The following is a 16,939-nucleotide window of genomic DNA, read 5'->3' on the forward strand; positions in this document are numbered from 1 at the left end:
CCTTGCCTGATCGATCGGGACAATTCAGGTGTCAAGCACTCAGGGAGTTCCGTGTGAATCGTGCAGAACGCAACCAGTTGGTGATCGACAACCTCCCGCTCGTCGGCTACCTCGTTTCCGAAACCTGGGCCAAGGCCCGGCACCTCTCCCGCGACGACCTGGCCTCGGCCGGAGCTCTCGCCCTGATCACCTCGGCGGATGCCTTCAACGCCGACCTCGGCGTTCCGTTCGGAGCGTTCGCACGGCGCCGCATCATCGGCGCCTTCGCCGACGAGATGCGCTCCAATGACTGGGCCACTCGGATGGCCCGCCGCCGCATCAAGGAGACCCGTGCCGTTCAGCAGACGCTGGCCGGCGCCCTCGGCCGCGCGGCATCCGTCGACGAGGTTGCCGCCGCTCTCGGCGTCGACCGGGAGACCGCGATCGCCGGCCTGTCCGACTCCGAGCGCACCGTCTCGACCCTCGATGACGCCACCGCCGAGTTCCTGGTTTCCGGAACCGAACTCCCCGGCGACTCGCTGCTCTCCGCCGAGCGCCTGGCCTACCTGCACGCCGCCATCGCGGCACTGCCGGATAAGATGCGCGTGATCGTGCAGCAGGTCTACTTCGACGACCGCTCGGTCAAGGAGATCGCGGTCGAGCTCGGAATCACCCACTCGGCGGTGTCTCAGCAGCGGGCGGAGGCCATCCGTCTGCTCCGCGACGGCCTGGGCACGCACTACTCCGACGACGCCGAGGTGGAATACGTTCCCGAGTCCCGCATTGCGCCGGCCCGCCGCAGCGCCTACCTCGCCCGCCTCGCCGACCAGGCCATGCTCGGCCTCGCCACCGCGAGCGGGGTGGCGTACGCCGCCGGGTCGACGGATGCTGCCGATCCTGCCGGTTCAGACACCCGGGAAGTTTTTTCGATCAACGGCTAACGCGGTCTCAGCAGAGGCCGATAGCTCACAGTGTCAGGCCATGGATGGCCTGGCGTTCACCACCCAATCACGGAGGATTTCATCATGGGTATGCAGATCAACACCAACCTCGCGGCCAACAACACGTACCGCAACCTGGCCGCCACGCAGAACGACATGTCCAAGTCCCTGGAGAAGCTCTCCAGCGGCCTCCGCATCAACCGCGCAGCGGATGACGCGGCCGGCCTGGCCATCTCCGAGGGCCTCAAGTCGCAGGTCGGTGGCCTCACGGTCGCCAGCCGCAACGCCCAGGACGGCATCTCGGTCATCCAGACCGCTGAGGGCTCCTTGAACGAGGTCACCTCGATCCTGCAGCGCGTTCGTGACCTCGCAGTCCAGGCCGGCAACGACTCGAACAACACCGATTCGCGTACCGCGATCACGACCGAGGTTCTTGCCCTGGGCAAGGAACTTACCCGTATCGGTGCCTCGACCAACTTCAACGGTACGGCCCTGCTCGACGGCGTCAAGGCGTCGCTGACCTTCCAGGTCGGCGCTGGCAGCGTCGCTGCAACCGACCAGATTGTCGTGAATCTCACGAACGTGTCTACTATCGGTGCCGCCATTGAGGTGCTGGGAACTGCAGCGACTGACGGTTTCAAGGACGCAGCAACGGCCCTGTCCACCATCGCCGCACTGGACCTGAACATCAAGGCCGTGTCCACGTCACGCGCCGAGCTTGGCGCGAACCAGAACCGGTTCGAGAGCGTCATCAAGAACCTGGCCGTCTCCAAGGAGAACCTCACCGCTGCCGGCTCGCGCATCCGCGACACCGACATGGCCGAGGAAATGGTCAAGTACACCCGTTCCAGCATCCTCTCGCAGGCCGGTACCGCCATGCTCGCGCAGGCCAACCAGTCCGCTCAGGGCGTGCTGTCGCTGCTCCGCTAACCCTGAGTAGCTGAACCTTTCGGGAAACCGCACGGTGAACTATGGCTGGTGGTGACCTAAGAGATGAACTGGACCTCATCCCTCGGTCGCCGCCAGCCATTCACGTTTACACCCGCACCATCCAGCTTGATCGCAGAAACGTAAGGAGGGGAAGACATGACGAACGCCATCGACGGACTCGTCTCCGGGCTCGACACCACCTCCCTGATCAACTCCCTGATGCAGGTCGAAGCCGTTCCGCAGACGCTGCTGAAGGCCAAGGTCTCCTCGTCGCAGAACCTGATCTCGGCGCTGCAGGGCCTCAACACCCAGATCGCCGGCCTGGCCGATCTGGCCGGCAAGGCCGCGAAGCCGGCCGCACTCGACCTCTATTCGGCCACCAGTACCTCTCCCACCGTCACGACGGCGGTCTCGGCCAACGCCAGTGCCGGGCAACTCGACGTCGTCGTCACCAACCTCGCTCGCAGCCAGGTCGGCGTCTCCGCGGCCATGACCGCCTGGCCCGCCGACCCGGCCGTGCTGACTATCGTCTCCGGCGGTGTCACGACCGAGATCTCCGTCAGCTCGACCTCTCTCGACGCCGTCGCCACGGCCATCAACGCCGCCAACACCGGAGTTACCGCCACGAAGGTCGCGTCCGGAGTGGATGCCGGCGGCGTCGCTCAGTACCGGCTCCAGTTCACCGGGAATGACTCCGGTGCGGCCAAGGCCTTCAGTGTCTATCAGGGCACCGCCGCCGAGGTCACGGCGAACAGCGCGCCCGATTTGCTGGCCGCCGCGGGTGCCGCCGTCATCCGCACCGCCCAGGACGCCAGCGTCACCCTGTGGGCCGGTAGCACCGCCGCCCAGACGATCACCTCGGCCACCAACACGTTCGCGAACCTGCTGCCCGGCGTCGCGATCACGGTATCCGCCGTCTCCGTTGACCCCGTCACCATCAAGGTCGCTCGTGACGACGCGCAGATCGGCTCCCTGGCCTCGGGTCTGGTCAGCTCCCTGAACGGCGTCTTCGCGCTGATCTCCACCAAGTCCGCGGTCGTCAACAGCACCAACGCGTCGGGGGCCGCCGTGTTGTCGGCTGGCATCTTCACCAGCGACAGCACCGTGCGCGACGTTAAGCAGCGCATTCTCACGGCCGCCTCGGCACCGATCAACGGGCACTCGCCGTCGGAGTACGGCATCAGCATCACCCGATCCGGCACCATGGAGTTCGACCCGGCCAAGTTCGCCGCGGCCCTCGCCAAGGACCCGGTAACCGTCAAAGCAGCAGTGCAGGAGATCGCGACCCGCGTCGCAGCAGCGGCGTCATCGGCCTCGGACAAATACGACGGTCAGATCACCGCGAAGATCACCGGTCAGCAGTCCACGGTCAAGAACTTAGGCGACCGCATCGCCGACTGGGACCGCAGCCTGGCCACCCGCCGGGCGACCCTGCAGAGCACTTACACCGCACTGGAAACCCAGCTCAGCGCCCTGAAAGCACAGTCCTCGTGGCTGAGTGCCCAGGTTGCCGGGCTCCCGACCTCGAGCACAGGATGATGATGGCTGTTATGAGCATGATGGGTGGGGCACAGGCCCGGCGCGCACAGTTGAACCGCGAAGCGGTGCTCTCGGCCACGCCGGTGCGCCTGCTCACGATGCTCTACGACCGGTTGCTGCTCGATCTCGGCCGCGCCGAGATCGCCCAGAATATCGAGGACTGGGCCGTCGCCTCGGAGCACCTCCTGCACGCCCAGGCGATCGTCTCCGAACTGTCGACCTCGCTCAACGTGGAGGCCTGGGAGGGCGGCGAGGGTCTGTTCGCCCTGTACACCTACGTGTCCAACGCGTTGATGAGCGCCAACATCCATCGGGATGTCGCCCGTACCCGGGAGGCCATCGCCCTGCTCGAGCCGCTGCGGCAGACCTGGCACGAAGCGGCCGAGCTGCTGCCGGCCCAGAGCGCGGCGCGTGCGGGCGGGGAGTACGGTCTTGCCTAGGGTTCTGCTCGACACCCACGAATCTGCGAACGACCGCCAGGAGTGGCTGGATGTGCTCGACCAGCTCGAGTCGAGCCTCGGCTCGGGCGCGCGCGACGCCGTGCTGGCCGGCCCGGGGGAGCGCTTCTCTACCGGCGTGCAGTGGCGTGCGCCCGCACACCTGGGCCAGCTGCCCGCCGACCTCGAGACGCGCGCCCGGCGCCTGCTCTCCGGCCAGCTCGAACTGATCAGCGAGATCGAGGATGCCCGGCGCTCCGCCGGCGTGCACCTCGCCGCCGTGCGCACCATCATCTCGGCCCAGCACACCGACCAGGCCGTCTACCTCGACATAGCCGGCTGACTGCCCGCCCACCTCGCGCCCGTTGCCGGCTACCGCCGCTGCGGGCCAACTGTTGCCCGCTCGGACATTTGTTGCCCGTGCGCGGGCAACAGTTGTCCGTTTCGACGACAGTTGCGGGGTTCCGCTCGAAAACGTGAGGAAAGAAGTTCCGCGACAACTCCTTACGCGCCTCGGCCACCGGCCGATAGCTAGGAGCGAGCAGGGATTGCTCGACCACAGGCCACGGATCGGCCGCCCTCGTTTTGCCGACGAATCGGGTATCCGTGTTTGAATCCGTGACCATGACGGCGCTCTCCAGCGCGCTGGACGGGCTGGCCCTGCGCCAGCGCACCATCGCGAACAACATCGCGAACGTGAACACGCCGAACTACCACGCCAAGCGTGTGGCGTTCGAGGATGCCCTGGCGCAGTCTGTGCAGGCCGGCAGCGGCAGCACTGTCGCCACCACCGCCAGTTCCCTCGAGCCCACCCGCCTCGACGGCAACAACGTCAACCTCGACACCGAGACCCTCTCCAACATCGACACCGTGCTGCGGTACCAGTTCGCGGCGCAGGCCGTCAACGGACCGTTCACGGCCATGCGCTCCGCGATGCGAACCAGCTGATGACCCTCGACGCCATCGGGATTGCCGGCAGCGGCCTCACCCTGCACCGCAAATGGCTCGACGCCGTCGCGGACAACATCGCCAACGCCAACACGGTCACCGCCACCGACGGTGACGCCTTCCAGGCGCGCTACATCGTCGCCCAGGCCGGCCAAGGCACCACCGGAGCCTATGCGGCCGGGACGGCACTCGGCGACGCCGAGGGAATTCTGACCTTCGACCCGAGCAACCCACTCGCCGACGAGGCCGGCTACGTGCGCCGCCCGGACGTCGACATGGCCGAGCAGATGGGCGCGCTGATCATGGCGCAGCGCGGCTACCAGGCCAACGCCGCCGTCGTCGACCGTGCCAAGACGACCTACGAAGCCGCACTCCAGATTGGACGCTCCTGATGACCATCGGTTCGATCAACCCGATCCAGTCCGTGACCGGCACGGGATACCTCTCCGGCGTGCAGGGCCTGCAGGGTGTGCAGGGAACCCCGGGGAGCCAGGGCGCCGACGGTTCGGCCTTCGGCAGCGCCCTGGTCGGCGCCGTCGACAATCTGCAGCAGCTGCAGGCCACCTCCAACACCCTCACGGTGCAGGCCATAACCGGAAACCTGACCGACATCCACTCGGCCACCCTGGCCTCGACTCGCGCCCAGGTCACCCTCGAACTCGTGGCCGCCGTGCGCAATAAGGGTGTCGACGCGTTCAACGAGATCATGAGGATGCAGGCCTGATGCCGCGCCCGATCACGTCGGCCTTCGCACGCCTCGGCCAGAGCATCCGGTCCTTCTCCGTCGCCCAGCGCACGGTCGCCATCATCGGCGTCGCCGTGCTTGCCCTGGGCATCGCCGCCCTGAGCATGTGGGCCACCAAGCCGGCCTTCACGCCCCTGTTCTCCGGGCTGAGCGGTTCCGACGCGAATACCATCGTCGAGCAGCTTCGCACCGACGGCGTCGCCTACGAGCTCAGCGACGGTGGCGCGACGATCCTGGTGCCGCAGCAGAACGTCTACGACGAGCGCCTCAAGGCCGCCGCAGCCGGCCTGCCGTCCTCCAGCACGGGCGGCTACGGGCTGCTCGACACCATGGGTGTCACTTCCAGCGAGTTCCAGCAGTCGGTCACCTACAAGCGGGCGCTCGAGGGCGAACTCGCCAACACCGTCAAGGCCATGAAGGGCGTCAAGAACGCCTCGGTGCGCCTGGCGATCCCCGAAGAGACCGTGTTCGCGTCGGAGCAGAGCGACCCCACGGCATCCGTCTTCGTGGAGACGGCCACCGGCAGCACCCTGAACGCCGACCAAGTGCAGTCCATCGTGCACCTCACCTCGGCCTCCATCGCCGGGATGGCACCCACCGACGTGGCCGTCATCGACTCCACGGGTGTCGTGCTCTCGGCGGTCGGCGTGGGAGCGACCGGATCCGCCGACCAGCAGGCCGGCGCCTACGAGGACCGCGTGCGGGGGGCCGTGCAGGCCATGCTGGACAAGGTCGTCGGGCCCGGCAACGCCACCGTCGTCGTGGCCGCCGACATGAGCTACCAGTCGGCCCAGCGGGTCGAGGAATCGTTCACCACCCCGACGGATGCCCCGGCCCTCAACGAGGCCGTCAAAACCGAGTCGTACACGGGCTCCGGCGGCTCCGCGGCCGGCGTCCTCGGCCCGGACAACATCGCCGTCCCGGCGGGCACCGAGGGCGATGGAACCTTCACCTCCGAGGACACCACCAAGAACAACGCGGTCAACAAGGTCACCGAGACCCGCACCATCCCGGCCGGGGAGATCAACCGGCAGACGGTCTCGGTGGCCGTGAACGCCGACGTCGTGGGTCAGCTCAACGTCGCCGACGTCACCTCGCTGGTGGCCTCGGCCGCCGGCATCGACGTGCAGCGCGGCGACGCGGTCACCGTGGAGGTAGTCAGCTTCAACGGCGGCGCGGCAGAGGATGCCGCCGCGGCCCTCGCGGCGACCGAAGCGGCGGCCGCCGCCGACCGGTTCGCAGAGATCATGCGCATCGCCATCATCACCGCGGGGATTGTCATCACTTTCGTGCTGGGGCTCATCCTCTACGCGCGTCGTTCGCGCCGCCAGAGCCGCGAGTCCATCGAGCTTGACGAAATGATGGAGGTCCGGCCCGCGCTGTCCGTGCCGGAGGTGCCGTTCCCGCTGAGCGCCCCGATCGCGCCGATCATGATCGACCCCACCCCGACCGTGGCCTATCTGCCGCCGGCCTCCGACCGGATGCGGGTGGAGATCGACGCACTCGCTCAGCGTGACCCTGCGAAGACCGCGGAATACCTCCGCGGCCTGATGGATGACCGGCAGCCCGCATGATCGACGCCCAGCCGGCCCTGACCGGCACGCAGAAGGTCGCCGTGGTGCTGATGAGCATGGAGCACCAGCGCGCCACCGAAGTGATGAAGCAGTTCACCGAGGCCGAGGCGGCCGATATCGCCGCGGAGATGGTGCAGTTGCGCCGGGTCGACCCGGAGGTGACCGAAACCACCGTTCTGGAGTTCCACGAACTCACGGTCAAGGGTGCCCATACCCGGCGCGGCGGTCACGCCTACGCGATCGGCCTGCTTGAGGCATCCTTCGGCGCGGAACGAGCGGCCGGCGTCATGGTCAAGGTGGCCTCGTCGATGGCCGGCAAGGCCTTCGAGTTTCTCGACGCCGCCGAGCCGTTGCAGATCCTCACCCTGCTTGACGGCGAATTGCCCCAGACCATCGCGCTCGTGCTCGCGCACCTGCGCCCCGGGCACGCCTCCGCCGTGCTCGGCGGCCTCGACGCCGACCTGCGCGCGGAGGTGGCGCAGTGCATCGCCGGCATGGGTACGGCCACCCCCGAGGCCGTGCGCGTGGTCACCGAGACCCTCAAGGCCCGGGTCGGCGCCGTCGCCTCCTCCCGCGACTCGGTGGAGATCGTCGGCGGCATCCAGCCGCTCGTCGAGATCATCAACCGGGCCGATGTGGCCACCGAACGCGCCCTTCTCGAAGCCCTCGATGCGCGCGATCCGGCCCTGGCCGAAGAGGTCCGGTCACGGATGCTGACCTTCGCCGACATCGTCAAGCTCGAAAACCGAGACGTACAGCAGGTGCTCCGCGGCATCGACGCGGGCATCCTCGCCATCGCCATGAAGGGCTCCGCGGACGCTGTGGTCTCGATCATTCGCACCAACCTGTCCGAGCGCAACCGGGAGATCCTCGACGACGAGGTCAAAGCCATGGCGCCCGTGCGGGTGTCGCAGGTCGAGGAAGCGCGCGCCACGATCGTGCGGGCCATCCGCGACCTCGAGGCGCAGGGGAGCATCACCGTGCAACGTGCCGAGGAGGACGACTATGTTGTTTGACGCAGCGACCGCCCGGTCGAACTTCTCCGCCGTGACCTTCCCCAGCCTGCAGGGCGAGCGGGACGCAGGCGGCGACGCCTCCCGGGCCCGGGGGCACGCCGCCGGCTACACCGCGGGACTCCGGGCGGCCGCCGCCGAGGTGGATGCCCGGATCGCGCGGCTCGACGCCGAGCAGGCCGCCGCCGGTGCCATCGGCCAGGCGCGGATCGACCGGGCGGTCGCGCTGCTGGGTGCCGCCGCCGCCGCGCTGCACGAGCGCACCGTTCCGGTGATCCAGGAGGCGGAGGACACCCTTGTCGCGACCGCGCTGGAACTGGCCGAAGCGATCCTCGGCTACTCACTCGGCGACGCCGACGCCTCGGCGCGGGCCGCACTGGGCCGCGCCCTCGCGACCGGAGCGACCGGAGTGACCGGTGCGACCGTCACCACCGGCGCACTCGGTACCATTCGCCCGCACTCCGTGCGGATGAACCCCGCCGACCTTGCTCTGATCGACCTGATCACCCGCGCGGATGCCGGCGTGGACTTCACGGCGGACGCCGACCTCGCCCGTGGCGACGCGATCGCCGAGTTCCCCGATGGATTCCTTGACGCCCGGATCGGCACCGCGCTTACCCGCGCGAAGGCCGCCCTCACCGGAGCCCGGTCGTGACCCTGGCGCAGGCCCCCGCCTGGCGTCCGCGCGCGGGAAAGATCCGCTCCGCCCTCGACGCCGCGCGGCCCCAGCGGGTGGGCGTCGTCTCTTCGATCGTCGGTCTCGGTCTGGAGGTGCGCGGGCTCAATTCCGCGATCGGCGATCTGGTCACGGTCGGCGACGGCGGGGAGATCGACGCTGAGGTGGTCGCCACGACGCAGGGCGGCATCCGGTGCATGCCGCTCGGCCGGATGACCGGTATTCGGATCGGCGCGCCCGTGCGCTCGGACGGAACCCCGCACCTCGTGCCCACCGGCGCCGGCCTGTTCGGGCGCGTCATCGACGGCCTCGGCCGGCCCATCGACGGCAAAGGCCCTCTCTCCGGTGCCCGGTTCGTCGGCCTCGATCACGACAGCCCCTCCGCGATGGCCCGCTCCCGCATCCAGACGCCGCTCCAGTTGGGTGTGCGCGTGCTCGACACCCTCACCACCGTCGGGAAGGGACAGCGGATGGGCCTGTTCGCCGGCTCCGGCGTCGGCAAGTCCTCGCTGCTTTCGATGATCGCCCGCGGCACCGACGCGGAGGTCTCGGTCATCGCCCTGGTGGGGGAGCGCGGCCGCGAGGTGCGCGAATTCCTTGAAGACGACCTCGGACCCGAGGGGCTCGCCCGTTCGATCGTGGTCGTGTCCACCTCCGACGAACCGGCCATGATGCGGCTGCGCGCCGCCTTCCTGGCCACCCGGATCGCCGAGTCGTTCCGTGACGAGGGAGCCGACGTGATGCTGATGATGGATTCACTCACCCGGGTGGCGATGGCCCAGCGCGAGATCGGCCTCTCGGTCGGCGAACCCCCCGCCACCCGCGGTTATCCGCCCTCGACCTTCTCCCTGCTCGCCCGCCTACTCGAGCGGGCCGGCACCGACGAAACCGGGTCGATCACGGGCGTCTACACGGTGCTCGTCGACGGCGACGACCACAATGAACCGATTGCGGATGCCGCCCGCTCGATCCTCGACGGACACGTCGTACTCGACCGCAAACTGGCTGTCCTCGGCCATTTCCCCGCTGTCGACGCGCTCTCCTCGATCTCCCGTGTCGCCTCCCGGGTCAACAGCTCCGAGCAGAACCAGGTCGCCGGCCTGTTGCGCCGGGTGCTCGCCGCACGCCGCACCGCGCAGGACCTGCTCGACGTCGGCGCGTACCGGCGGGGCACGAACCCGCTGGTCGACGCCGCCGTCGACAACGAGGGCGCCATCAACGCGTTCCTCCAGCAGCGCATGGACGACCAGACCTCGGCCCCGCTCGCTTGGGACCAACTCACGACACTTACTCGAACGCTGGGGGCGCTCTGATGAAACGCACTTTCGCTTTGGCCGGGCTCCTCCGGCTACGGCACCTGCAGCAGGACCAGGCCGCCGGCGACCTGGCCCAGGCCAACGCCGTCGTTCAGGCGAACGCGGCTCGCCGGGCCGCGACCAGGGCCACCCTGCGGCACGCGCCGAGTCTGGCCAGCGGGGCTGACACGCTGTCGGCGATCGCCTCCGCCCGCGCCTCGGCGCACAGCATGTTGGCCGACATGGAGGCCCTCGGCCGCAACTACCAGGTTGCCGTCGGCGAGGCGCAGGTCGCCTTCGAAGCGACCCGTGCCGATACGGTGCGGTTGGAGAAGCTCGAGGGCCGGCACGGAGCCCTGGTCGCGGCCGACGACCTGCACCGCGAACAGACCATCCTCGACGAGATTGCGTCGACCGGCTGGCACCGCAACCGGGGCGCGGGCGGTGACCCGCGATGACCATGATCGCGGCGATGAGCCGGGTCAGCGAGATCCAGGCGACACTCGTACAGCTCTCGGCCGGGGCGAACGCCCAGAAGGCGCAGGCTACTGCCGCAGCCGGCAGCGCCACCGCCGGTGCGGGCGCGAGCACCTCGGCGAACACCTTCGCCGACGCCCTCGCGTCGGCGTCGGGCGCCGCCGCGGTCGGCCCGGCCGCACCGAACCCGGGTGGGGCCACCGGCGCCGACGTGGTCGACGCCGCGAAGAAGTACCTGGGCGTGCCCTACGTCTTCGGCGGTGAAGACGCCAGCGGCATGGACTGTTCCGGGTTGGTGCAAACCGTGTATGCCGAAATGGGCATAGACGTGCCGCGCCTCGTGTCGGGTCAGATGAAGATCGGCACCGAGGTCGGCTCCCTCGCCGAGGCCAAGCCCGGTGACCTGATCGTCACCGGCGGCGGCGAGCACATCCTGATCTACGCCGGCGACAACAAGGTCATCCACGCGCCCTACGAGGGCCGCACGGTCTCACTGGTCGAGGCCTACATGGACGACTCCGAGATCGACACCATCCGCCGTGTGATTCCGGATGCCCCGGCCGCCACCGCGAGCCCGGCGTCCTCGAGCACGGCCTCCGCTTCGTCAGCCGCCGGCAGCCAGCTCAGCGCCGCACTGGCCTCATTCATAAACGGAGCCTCCCGATGAGCGCCACGTCCGTCCGGCTGGCGCCGGCGCCCCACACCGCGGCGCAGGCGCTGGCATCCGCGTCCTCATCCGCTGCCGCGTCCTCATCCGCCTCCTCCGCCGCCGCCTCCCCCTCGGCTTCGCGTGGCCCGCTGGGTGCCCGCCCGGGTGCCGGCTCATTCGCGTCCGTGCTGCAGGGCACCCTCGCGGGCCCGCGCACCTCCGCGATCGCGTCTCCGCCGGGTTCCGCGTCAACCTCATCCCGGGCTCCCGAGCCGACCTCGGAGCGCACCGCCGAACCGGCCTCCGGACCGAGCACTGATCTGAGGAACGCCCTGACCGGCGCGGCGCCGGCCCCGGAGCACCAGCAGCCGAGCGCCATCCCGACCGCCGCCGGGTTCAGCCTCTCGCCACTGCCGACCGGGGCGATAGCCACCGGAGCCGACAGTGCTGCCCTCGCCGACTCCGTCGGGACCGAGGCCGTGACCATCCCGACCGCCGCCGCCGGCACCGCCGGCACCGCCGAGACTTCCACCATCGCCGCCACCGAATCCGAAGCCGACTCAGACTCCACGGAGACGTCCGCCGCAGACTCCAACACTTTCACCGCAGCGAACGCCGCTGGCGGTACCGCGCTTCCGGCCGGGACTCTCGCTGCCCCGATGCCGGTGCCACCGGCACCCGCCGCCGTAGCACCCGCCGCCGTAGCGCCCGTCACCGCCGCGCCCGTCACCTCCGCCGCGCCCGTCACCGCCGCCGCGCCCGTCACCGCCGCAGGGCCCGGTGCCGCCGCAGGGCCCGTAGCCGGGACGGCATCTTCCGCCGGAGCGACTGTCGCGGGCACGGCGCCCACGGGCCTCACGGCGCCCACCGGCCTCGGCGCGGCCGCAGGGACATCCGTCGCCGGTGACCGCGCGGCCACCGTGAACCTGAAGCAGGCCGAAGCCTCGGCGCCCGCCGCCCTGCTCGTGCCGCTCGGCACGCCGGCCACGGCGGCCACCCCGGCCACCGCCCCCCTTGTGCCGTCCGGCGCCCCGGCCTCGGCCCCGGCAGCACCGCCCGCGCCACTGGCCGGCCAGGTGTCCCGACCCCTGTTCACCCTGGTGGGCGCCGCCAACGGCGACCACGTGCTGACCATCAGCGTGAGTCCCGACAATCTGGGCCCGGTCACCGTGCGGGCTCACGTGCGCGGGGAGCACATTCGGGTCGAGCTGTTCGCGCCCACGGACCTGGCCCGAGAGGCGCTTCGGGCCATCCTGCCCGACCTGCGCCGGGACCTGTCGGGCGGCGGGCTGAACGCGCAGCTCACCCTGTCGGCCGACGCCCGCGCCTCGGACCCCTCGGCCTCCCGACAGGGCGGACCCGACGCCCGCCAGGAGTGGCCGGCCGAAGACGACAGGGCGACCCGAGGCGACCGTGCGGCCGGCCCTGCCGCCGACCGTGCCGCCGACCGTGCCGCCGACCGTGCCGCCGACCGTGCCGCCGACCTCAGACTGTCTTCCCTGCGCGCCGCCGGCTCACACACCACCATCGACGTTCTCGCCTGACCTGCTGCCACCTCAGACCCCACCGACACAGACCCCACCATCCCAGAAAAGAGACCCTTTGACCATCGACGCAGTGGCAGCAGCCGCCCCGGCCGGGATGTACTCGACCGCCCCCGTGCGCGCCCCGAAACAGACCCTGGATTCCGAGGCGTTCATGTCGTTGCTGGTCACTCAGCTGCGCAACCAGGATCCCAGTTCGCCCATGGACACCAACCAGATGATCTCTCAGACCACGCAGCTGGCCATGATGGAGAAGCTCGCGGCGCTCTCAACGACCGCTGACGAGAACTTCTCCCTGCAGATGCGCGTCGCCGCAGCGGCCCTGGTCGGACAGGACGTCACCTTCACGCGGGCCGACGGCACCGTGGGCACCGGTACCGCCTCGAGCGTCTCCTACGCCGGGGCCGTTCCCCAGGTCACCGTCGACGGGAACCTCGTCGCCCTCGACCTGGTGACCGGCGTCACCTCGGGCGCGAGCGCCGCCGCCGGCACCACTCCCGGCCTCTCCGCCTGACCCACACCTCACATCCGTTCTCGTTCTCGTTTCCCACCGAAAGGCAGCACCCCATGCTTCGCTCCCTGTACTCCGGCATCTCCGGCCTTCGCTCGCACCAGACCATGCTCGACGTCACCGGCAACAACATCGCCAACGTCAACACCACCGCGTTCAAGGCGTCGGCCGTACAGTTCCAGGACACCCTTTCGCAGCTGAAGCAGGGTGCGGGTGGCCCCCAGGAGCAGGTGGGCGGCACGAACCCGGCCCAGGTCGGGCTCGGCGTGCAGGTGGCCGGGATCGCCACGAACTTCTCCCAGGGCTCCGCGCAGTCCACCGGGCGGGCCACCGACATGGCGATCTCCGGCGACGGGTTCTTCGTCACCCAACTGGCCGGCGAGACGCTCTATAGCCGTGCGGGTGCCTTCGACTTTGACGCCGAGGGTCGCCTGGTCTCCCCGGACGGTGCGATCGTGCAAGGCTGGAACGGCGCCAACGGGCAGATCAACGAGGGTGGCCCGGTGGGCAACATCACCCTGCCGCTGCAGGCCATGATCCCGGCGAAGGCAACCGGCGGCGTCACCATGGTCGGAAACCTGCCGGCGGATGCGGCGGCAGGCTCCGCCATCGTGCGCGACGTCAAGGTCTACGACGCGCTGGGTGCCGCCCGTACCCTGTCGGTCACCTTCGCGCGTACGACCACCGGCTGGACCGCGAGCGGCACCGACGCAGTGGGTACCGGCTCCACGGCCTTGACCCTCGACGCAGAAGGTGTGCTCACGGCAACCGGTCCGTTCATCGTGAACGACGTCAAGGTGAATCTGACCGCCCTGACCGGGCAGGCTGGCCTGAGCACGGCCACGATCAGCAGCCAGGACGGTTCCACGGCGGGTTCCCTCCAGTCCTTCACCCTCGGCAAGGACGGAACCCTGGTGGGCCTGTTCAGCAACGGCAGCCAGACAGCCATCGCCCGCATCGCCCTGGCCACCTTCACCAACCCGAGCGGCCTCGAGAAGTCCGGTTCCTCGGCCTACCGCGCCACCTTCAACTCGGGCCAGGCGGCTCTCGGCGCCCCCGGTGACGGCGGCCTCGGCTCGCTCAGCGGCGGCACCCTCGAAATGTCCAACGTCGACCTCTCGCAGGAGTTCACCAACCTGATCGTCGCCCAGCGCGGCTTCCAGGCGAATGCGCGCATCATCACCACCTCCGACGAGGTGCTTCAGGAGCTCACCAACCTGAAGCGGTAGCGCCTACGCCGATAACCGGCGTCGGCGGGTCGTCAGGCCGCACATTTTTGCGCGCCATACTGGAATGACCGACGTTTCAACTGAGGAGCAAAGATGCAAATCCTGGTCAACACCGACAACAACATCGCGGGTACGGACGCAGTCGTGGCGGAGGTGGAGTCCTCGGTCGAAACTGTTCTGGCCCGGTTCAGCTCCCGGTTGACGCGGGTCGAGGTCCACCTCAGCGACGAGAGCGCAGGCAGGGCGACGACCGAGGACATCCGTTGCCTGCTCGAGGTGCGTCCCGCCGGGGGCAACCCCCTCGCGGCAACCGACCATTCCTCCACGATGACCGGGGCCGTCAGCGGTGCGCTGCACAAGCTGGCCAGCGTGCTCGAGACCACGTTCGGTCGCATGGACGACCACAAGGGCGCATCCGCCATGGGTGACGACCACACGCCCTGAACCGCCTGCCTGACACGGTAAAGTTGGCCGTCCGCCTCGCCCGGGGGCTGAACCGAACCCGAGAGGACGGCCACAGTGAGCCTGATCAGGCTGAACGACGTCAGCATCCGTTTCGAGAACACCCGGATTCTGCGTGAGGCCTTCTTCCGACTGGAACCAGGCGACCGGGTTGGACTGATCGGCCGCAACGGGTCAGGTAAGTCGACGATTCTCAAGCTGGTCCTCGGCCAGGTGAGCGCGGATGCCGGCACCGTCACCCTCGAGGCCGGCACCCGGGTGGGCTACTTCTCCCAGTTCTCCGAACTGAACGGCGAATCCACGATCACCGAGGTGCTCGACGGCCTGTTCGCCCCGATCAAGGCCCTCGAGGCCGAGCTCGCGTCGATCGACGCCCGGATCGCGGCGGATTCTGCGCAGAGCGCCGAACTCGACCGGCTGATCCACCGCCAGGCCGAGCTGTTCGAAGACATGGACCGCCTCGATGGTTGGGACTACCCGCGGCGTATCGACGCCGCGCTGACCACCCTCGGGTTCGACGAGGCCCACCGCGTCTGCGCCATCGATTTGCTTTCCGGCGGTTGGCGCAACCGGGCGGCGCTGGCGAAGATCCTGCTCGAGCGGCCCGACGTGCTGCTCCTGGACGAACCAACCAACTACCTGGACGTCGCCGGCGTCGAGTGGCTCGAGGCCTGGTTCCGCTCATTCCGCGGTGCGGCCATCATCGTCTCGCACGATCGCCGGTTCCTTGACGGGGTCGTCACCCGCATCATTGAGGTCGAGAACTACCACCTGCACGAGTACCCCGGCAACTTCGGCGACTACGTGGTGCAGAAGCAGTTTCGCCTGAGAACCCTCGAGCTGCAGTTCCTGCACGAGTCGGAACTGCTCGCTTTCGAGGCGGAGGGGATCAGCGACCGCCGCGAGGCCGCAAAGGCTGCCAGCCGCACCCTCGACAGCCAACTCGCGCACATCAAGAAGACCCGCAGCCCGCGGCCCGTCGACACGATCATCACCGAGATCTACGGCGGGCTGCACGTGAAGGACTCGCTCTGCCGCATCGAGTCGCTCAGCAAGTCCTACGGCGAGAAGGCGCTGTTCACCGACCTCACCTTCGAGATCCGGCGCGGCAACCGCATCGTGGTCCTGGGCTCCAACGGCAGCGGCAAGACCACCCTGCTACGGGTTCTGGCGGGGGAGGAGAAGGCCGATTTCGGCGAGGTGGCCTGGGCCTCCGGCGCCGCCGTGGTCTCCTACAACCAGGTGCTCGACGGCCTTGACGACGATGACACCGTCAGCCACTCCGTGAACGCGATGCCGGGCAGTCTCGCCTTCACAGCGACCCGCAAGTCGGTCAACCGGTTCCTCGCGATGTTTCAATTCTCCGAGGCCGACCTCAAGCAGAAGATCGGCAACCTCTCCGGTGGGCAGCGGGCCCGCGTCGCCATGGCAAAGTGCTTGCTGTCGGGGGCCGCTGTGCTCCTGCTCGACGAACCGACGAACCACCTCGACCTGGCCAGCACCCAGGTGATGGAGCGCGCCCTCATCCACTTTCCGGGGGCCGTGGTGGTGGTCAGCCACGACCGGTTCTTCACCGACAAGATCGCCACCCGACACCTGATCTTCGGCAGCGCTGCGGCCGCGCCCGGCGAGATCCTGGTGCGCGCGGCGTAACCATTTCGACGGAGATTTTTGCGACAGAGCGCGGTTTTCTCGTCTTTGAGTGCGTTTTGGGCAGAATCTCCGTCGAATCAGTTCGACGGAGATTCTGGCTCCCCACACTCTTCCGTGTATGCCGCCCCGGCGGAGCCCGTGTGTGCGGCCAACTCAGGACATCCGGCGGCCGGGTTGACCGTCCGCCGCGGACCTGTGCGGAAGCAGACCGGATTTCCGGCTCGGCCAGACGGATCTCCTGAGTTGGCCACAATCGGCGACGGATGTGGTCGTGCGGCTTTCCAGGTCAGGTCACGGGCTCGATGCGGCCGGCAGCTAACGCGCCCGGCCGGGCGGC

19 protein-coding genes are annotated in these 16,939 nt (G+C 69.0%); all 19 read left to right on the forward strand.

What is annotated here, in order from left to right:
* Positions 1–53: 53 nt before the first annotated feature.
* The 19 genes from E3O54_RS09825 to E3O54_RS09915 all read left to right on the forward strand — a co-directional run bounded on the left by E3O54_RS09825 (position 54) and on the right by E3O54_RS09915 (position 16,602).
* Entirely contained in the window at positions 54–920 is an 867-nt protein-coding gene (locus E3O54_RS09825) for a sigma-70 family RNA polymerase sigma factor (protein ID WP_104099368.1), read from the forward strand.
* An 84-nt stretch (positions 921–1,004) separates the two neighbouring features.
* The gene (locus E3O54_RS09830; protein WP_194085914.1) at positions 1,005–1,850 is read left to right on the forward strand and encodes a flagellin; all 846 of its coding nucleotides are present in this window, start codon (positions 1,005–1,007) and stop codon (positions 1,848–1,850) included.
* Positions 1,851–2,006: 156 nt separating this feature from the next.
* Positions 2,007–3,389 carry a flagellar filament capping protein FliD gene (gene fliD, locus E3O54_RS09835; protein ID WP_134401498.1) on the forward strand — a complete coding sequence of 461 codons (1,383 nt, stop codon included), beginning with the start codon at positions 2,007–2,009 and terminating at the stop codon, positions 3,387–3,389.
* A gap of 11 nt (positions 3,390–3,400) precedes the next feature.
* Positions 3,401–3,829: a flagellar export chaperone FliS gene (fliS, locus tag E3O54_RS09840; RefSeq protein WP_104171316.1), complete on the forward strand. Its 429-nt coding sequence runs from the start codon at positions 3,401–3,403 to the stop codon at positions 3,827–3,829.
* Complete coding sequence (locus tag E3O54_RS09845; protein ID WP_134401499.1) at positions 3,822–4,169, forward strand: hypothetical protein; 348 nt, start codon at positions 3,822–3,824, stop codon at positions 4,167–4,169. The genes fliS and E3O54_RS09845 overlap by 8 nt, the downstream gene beginning before the upstream one ends.
* Before the next feature lie 263 nt (positions 4,170–4,432).
* Positions 4,433–4,774 carry a flagellar basal body protein gene (locus E3O54_RS09850; protein WP_104099364.1) on the forward strand — a complete coding sequence of 114 codons (342 nt, stop codon included), beginning with the start codon at positions 4,433–4,435 and terminating at the stop codon, positions 4,772–4,774.
* Positions 4,774–5,166 carry a flagellar basal body rod protein FlgC gene (locus E3O54_RS09855; protein ID WP_104099363.1) on the forward strand — a complete coding sequence of 131 codons (393 nt, stop codon included), beginning with the start codon at positions 4,774–4,776 and terminating at the stop codon, positions 5,164–5,166. The genes E3O54_RS09850 and E3O54_RS09855 overlap by 1 nt, the downstream gene beginning before the upstream one ends.
* Positions 5,166–5,498 (forward strand): flagellar hook-basal body complex protein FliE, encoded by a 333-nt coding sequence (fliE, locus tag E3O54_RS09860; RefSeq protein ID WP_134401500.1) that lies wholly within the window; start codon positions 5,166–5,168, stop codon positions 5,496–5,498. Before E3O54_RS09855 ends, fliE begins: the two co-directional genes overlap by 1 nt.
* A complete protein-coding gene (gene fliF, locus E3O54_RS09865) occupies positions 5,498–7,093 on the forward strand; it encodes a flagellar basal-body MS-ring/collar protein FliF (protein WP_134342029.1) in 1,596 nt (531 codons plus the stop codon). Before fliE ends, fliF begins: the two co-directional genes overlap by 1 nt.
* Positions 7,090–8,109 carry a flagellar motor switch protein FliG gene (fliG, locus tag E3O54_RS09870; RefSeq protein ID WP_104099360.1) on the forward strand — a complete coding sequence of 340 codons (1,020 nt, stop codon included), beginning with the start codon at positions 7,090–7,092 and terminating at the stop codon, positions 8,107–8,109. Before fliF ends, fliG begins: the two co-directional genes overlap by 4 nt.
* Complete coding sequence (locus tag E3O54_RS09875) at positions 8,099–8,761, forward strand: hypothetical protein (protein ID WP_134401501.1); 663 nt, start codon at positions 8,099–8,101, stop codon at positions 8,759–8,761. The genes fliG and E3O54_RS09875 overlap by 11 nt, the downstream gene beginning before the upstream one ends.
* Positions 8,758–10,095 (forward strand): FliI/YscN family ATPase, encoded by a 1,338-nt coding sequence (locus E3O54_RS09880; protein WP_370247699.1) that lies wholly within the window; start codon positions 8,758–8,760, stop codon positions 10,093–10,095. Before E3O54_RS09875 ends, E3O54_RS09880 begins: the two co-directional genes overlap by 4 nt.
* On the forward strand, positions 10,095–10,535 hold the full coding sequence (locus E3O54_RS09885) for a hypothetical protein (RefSeq protein WP_134342027.1): 441 nt from the start codon (positions 10,095–10,097) through the stop codon (positions 10,533–10,535). The genes E3O54_RS09880 and E3O54_RS09885 overlap by 1 nt, the downstream gene beginning before the upstream one ends.
* Complete coding sequence (locus E3O54_RS09890) at positions 10,532–11,221, forward strand: C40 family peptidase (RefSeq protein ID WP_134342026.1); 690 nt, start codon at positions 10,532–10,534, stop codon at positions 11,219–11,221. The genes E3O54_RS09885 and E3O54_RS09890 overlap by 4 nt, the downstream gene beginning before the upstream one ends.
* Positions 11,218–12,747, forward strand: a complete 1,530-nt coding sequence (locus tag E3O54_RS09895) for a flagellar hook-length control protein FliK (protein ID WP_134401502.1) — start codon at positions 11,218–11,220, stop codon at positions 12,745–12,747. Before E3O54_RS09890 ends, E3O54_RS09895 begins: the two co-directional genes overlap by 4 nt.
* A 58-nt stretch (positions 12,748–12,805) precedes the next feature.
* Entirely contained in the window at positions 12,806–13,261 is a 456-nt protein-coding gene (locus E3O54_RS09900) for a flagellar hook capping FlgD N-terminal domain-containing protein (protein ID WP_370247702.1), read from the forward strand.
* Positions 13,262–13,314: 53 nt separating this feature from the next.
* Positions 13,315–14,487, forward strand: a complete 1,173-nt coding sequence (locus E3O54_RS09905) for a flagellar hook protein FlgE (protein ID WP_104099148.1) — start codon at positions 13,315–13,317, stop codon at positions 14,485–14,487.
* A 93-nt stretch (positions 14,488–14,580) separates the two neighbouring features.
* Entirely contained in the window at positions 14,581–14,931 is a 351-nt protein-coding gene (locus E3O54_RS09910; RefSeq protein ID WP_104099147.1) for an HPF/RaiA family ribosome-associated protein, read from the forward strand.
* 75 nt (positions 14,932–15,006) lie between these two features.
* Positions 15,007–16,602 (forward strand): ABC-F family ATP-binding cassette domain-containing protein, encoded by a 1,596-nt coding sequence (locus tag E3O54_RS09915; protein ID WP_134401503.1) that lies wholly within the window; start codon positions 15,007–15,009, stop codon positions 16,600–16,602.
* Positions 16,603–16,939: the final 337 nt, after the last annotated feature.

It is taken from the genome of Cryobacterium sp. TMT2-4, from assembly GCF_004402575.1.
Taxonomy (GTDB): domain Bacteria; phylum Actinomycetota; class Actinomycetes; order Actinomycetales; family Microbacteriaceae; genus Cryobacterium; species Cryobacterium sandaracinum.